This is a genomic window from Natronomonas sp. (genome assembly GCF_046483325.1).
GTDB lineage: Archaea > Halobacteriota > Halobacteria > Halobacteriales > Haloarculaceae > Natronomonas.
In genome coordinates this window covers 1-2,966 of sequence record NZ_JAWODL010000037.1, presented here as the reverse complement: position 1 = coordinate 2,966, position 2,966 = coordinate 1, and the positions used below count along the sequence as shown (strand labels likewise).

Annotated in this window: 4 protein-coding genes; 2 read left to right on the top strand and 2 right to left on the bottom strand. The window is 62.1% G+C overall.

Translation table 11 applies throughout. The annotated features are described in order from the left end of the window. Window positions 1-119 (bottom strand): FAD-dependent oxidoreductase (locus R6U53_RS10365; RefSeq protein WP_410322288.1); only part of this gene is annotated, 119 nt, incomplete at its 3' end. Window positions 120-254: 135 nt separating this feature from the next. On the opposite strand from R6U53_RS10365, the gene R6U53_RS10360 reads away from it, so the two are divergent. After that, window positions 255-1,202, top strand: a complete 948-nt coding sequence (locus R6U53_RS10360; protein WP_410322286.1) for a D-2-hydroxyacid dehydrogenase — start codon at window positions 255-257, stop codon at window positions 1,200-1,202. 33 nt (window positions 1,203-1,235) lie between these two features. Here the strand turns inward: R6U53_RS10360 and R6U53_RS10355 are convergent, their stop codons facing one another. Beyond that, window positions 1,236-1,979: a fumarylacetoacetate hydrolase family protein gene (locus tag R6U53_RS10355; RefSeq protein WP_410322287.1), complete on the bottom strand. Its 744-nt coding sequence runs from the start codon at window positions 1,977-1,979 to the stop codon at window positions 1,236-1,238. A 76-nt stretch (window positions 1,980-2,055) separates the two neighbouring features. Between R6U53_RS10355 and R6U53_RS10350 the strand changes: the two genes are divergently transcribed. Beyond that, on the top strand, window positions 2,056-2,966 hold a 911-nt coding region (locus tag R6U53_RS10350; RefSeq protein WP_410322285.1), incomplete at its 3' end, for an FAD-binding oxidoreductase.

The window sequence follows — 2,966 nt, the reverse complement described above, 5'->3', positions numbered from 1 at the left end:
TCAGCGCGCGGGACCCCCTTTTCGAGGACGATCGCATCCGCGCCGGCGCTGGCGGCCGCATGCGCCGCGGAGGAACCGGCGGGGCCGCCACCGACGATTGCCACGTCTGTCCGTTCCATACCCTCAACGGGCCGCGTTTAGCTATTAAACGCTCCGGACCGTCGTCGGCTATCGGCGTTCGATCAGTGTCGGTGACTGGATCGGGCTTTTCCGGGAAGGGTGGTTTCTTTGGATTTCAGTATCTGCGTACGGGCATGCAGGATCCAGACATCGTCGTGCTTCGTCAGAAGATCCACGGCCTCGCGATGGGCGAATACGCCGCCGCGATCCGGGAGCGACTGCCCGATCGTGAGGTTGTAATCGCCCGAACGCCGAGCGAAGAGCGCAAGTTCCTCGAATCCGCGCGGATCGCCACGGGCTTCAATCTGGACACAGACGACCTCGAACGGGCGGAGAATCTCGATCTGTTCGCGTGCATCTACGCTGGGACCGGTCACCTCCCAATCTCAGCACTCGAAGCGAACGACGTTGCCGTGACGAACGCTTCAGGAGTCCACGGACCGAATATCGCCGAGTACGTCGTGGGCGCGCTCGTCATGCAGGCGCGTGATTTCCCTCGAGCGATTCGGCAGGCCGAGGACCACCAGTGGCGGTCGTTCCAGACGCGAGAGCTACAGAGATCGACGGTGACTATTGTTGGCCTCGGTGCTATCGGCCACGCAATCACCGAGCGGCTCGAACCGTTTGGCGTCAAAACGATCGGCGTCCGCTACTCTCCGGAAAAGGGTGGACCAACTGACGAGGTGATGGGTTTCGATCGGCTCCACGAGGCACTCGCGCGGACGGACCATCTCGTTATCGCCTGCCCGCTCACCGACGAGACCGAGGGACTGATCGACAGCGACGCGCTGTTGACAATCCCCTCGCACGCGACGCTCATCAACATTGCCCGCGGTCCGGTCGTCGACACCGACGCGCTCGTCTCTGCGATCCGATCGAACCGCCTCGGGGGCGCGGTGTTGGACGTCACTGATCCTGAACCGCTCCCGCCAGGACACCCGCTTTGGGACTTCGACAACGTCCAGATCACCCCACACAACGCGGGCCACACGCCGTACTACTACGAACGGCTGAGCGACATCCTCGCGGCGAACGTTACGGCGCTTGACTCGGGTGAAGATCTCGAAAACCGCGTAGCGTAGCGGTCTCTCGCTGTCGCCCCACGCAACGGGATGTTATTTTCGCCACGCAACGGCCGATCCGACCGGTTCGGCGATCGTGTTCGATAACGTCCCGACGCCGTCGTAGGTAATCTCGATCGTATCGCCCGGCTCGACGGTTCCCGGGTTCGCCGGGCTCCCGAAGGCGATGACGTCGCCGGGCTCGAAGACAAATCGCGCTGAGAGGTACGAGACGATCTCGAAGGGGTCGAACAGCATCAACTCAGTGTTCGACTCCTGTCTTTTGTCGCCGTTGATCTCGGTGTACATGTCGATCGCCGTCGGATCGAGATCGGTTTCGATCCACGGACCGAGAGGGCCTGATCCGACGAACGCCTTGCGGGCGGTTCGGCCCTGTTGATCCAGCGCGTCGAGGTCATTCATAATCGTGTATCCGCGGATGACCGACCTGGCCTCCTCGTACGCAAGACGATGGCAGCGTTCCCCGATTACGGCAGCGAGCTCACCGGCGTAGGTCAGCTCTTCGGTGAACGAGGGGTATGGGATCTTCTCGCGGTGGCCGGCAATCGATCCCGGCGGCTTGATAAAGAAGTCCGGCTCGTCAGGGCGGTCATACGCCATCTGGTCGAGTGTTGCCGTGTAGTTCCGTCCGACACAGTAGATCGAAGTCGGGGTACACGGCGCGGCCAACGTCCCATCAATGCCGATCTCGTACCGCTCACCGTCGCTCTCGACAGCGCCGTCATCGATCGGTCCCTGCTTGATTCCGTCCGGGGTGTCGATCCGTGCCAGTCGCATGCCGCCTCGTGGGTGCGCCGAATTCATAGCTCCAGCGATACGCAAATTTATAATGATTAATTGCAAATATTAAGACATGGCAGTTGAGGATGCGGCCACATACGATATTACGGACTCCGAGCACATTCGCCCGCTGGAGACCGACGAGTGGGCCGAAGCAGCCGAGGCATTGGCCGATCGCCTCCGTGGAGAAATCAGGTTTGACGAGTACGCGCGGGTGCTGTACGCGGCCGACGGGAGCATCTATCGTGCGGAGCCCGCCGGAGTCGTGTTTCCCACTGATGTCGAGGACGTGCGGGTCGCGATGGAGATCGCCGCAGCACACGGATTGCCGGTCCTCGCTCGCGGAGCAGGGACATCGCTCGCGGGCCAGACCGTCGGTCCGGGGTGTCTCGTGCTCGATCTCTCGCGACACATGGATTCGATCGTCGACATCGACCCGGACGCCAAGCGTGTGGTCGTCGAACCGGGCGTCGTACAGGATGACCTCGACGACGCCCTCGCACCCTACGGGCTGAAGTTCGCGCCCGATCCGGCGTCCTCGGCACGAGCGACCGTCGGCGGCGGAATCGGCAACAACTCGACTGGGGCGCACTCCGTACGGTACGGTATCACCGACGCCTACACGGAATCACTAACAGTTGTGCTCGCGGATGGCTCGGTGATCGAGACAGGCGAGGTTGTCCTCGACAGCGAGGAGTGGGATCGTCTCGTCGCCGGTGACGACCGTGAAGCGGCACTCTACCGGACGGTTCGCCGACTCGTCGAGGACAACGCAACCGAGATTGCGGAGCGATATCCGACCCTGAAGCGATCGGTCTCGGGATACAACCTCCACAAGGTAATCTACGAGAACGACGCGGGCGAGGAGGTAATCAACCTCTCAAAACTGTTTGTCGGCGCTGAGGGAACGCTTGGCGTCGTCGTTGAAGCGGAGCTGTCACTCGTGACGAAGCCGGAGCAGACAGCGCTCGCGCTGTACTGTTT

Bases quoted from the DNA above. Each gene is read 5' to 3' on its own strand.
- R6U53_RS10360 (WP_410322286.1), top strand. From the start codon at position 255: ATGCAGGATCCAGACATCGTCGTGCTTCGTCAGAAGATCCACGGCCTC.
- R6U53_RS10355 (WP_410322287.1), bottom strand. From the start codon at position 1,979: ATGCGACTGGCACGGATCGACACCCCGGACGGAATCAAGCAGGGACCG.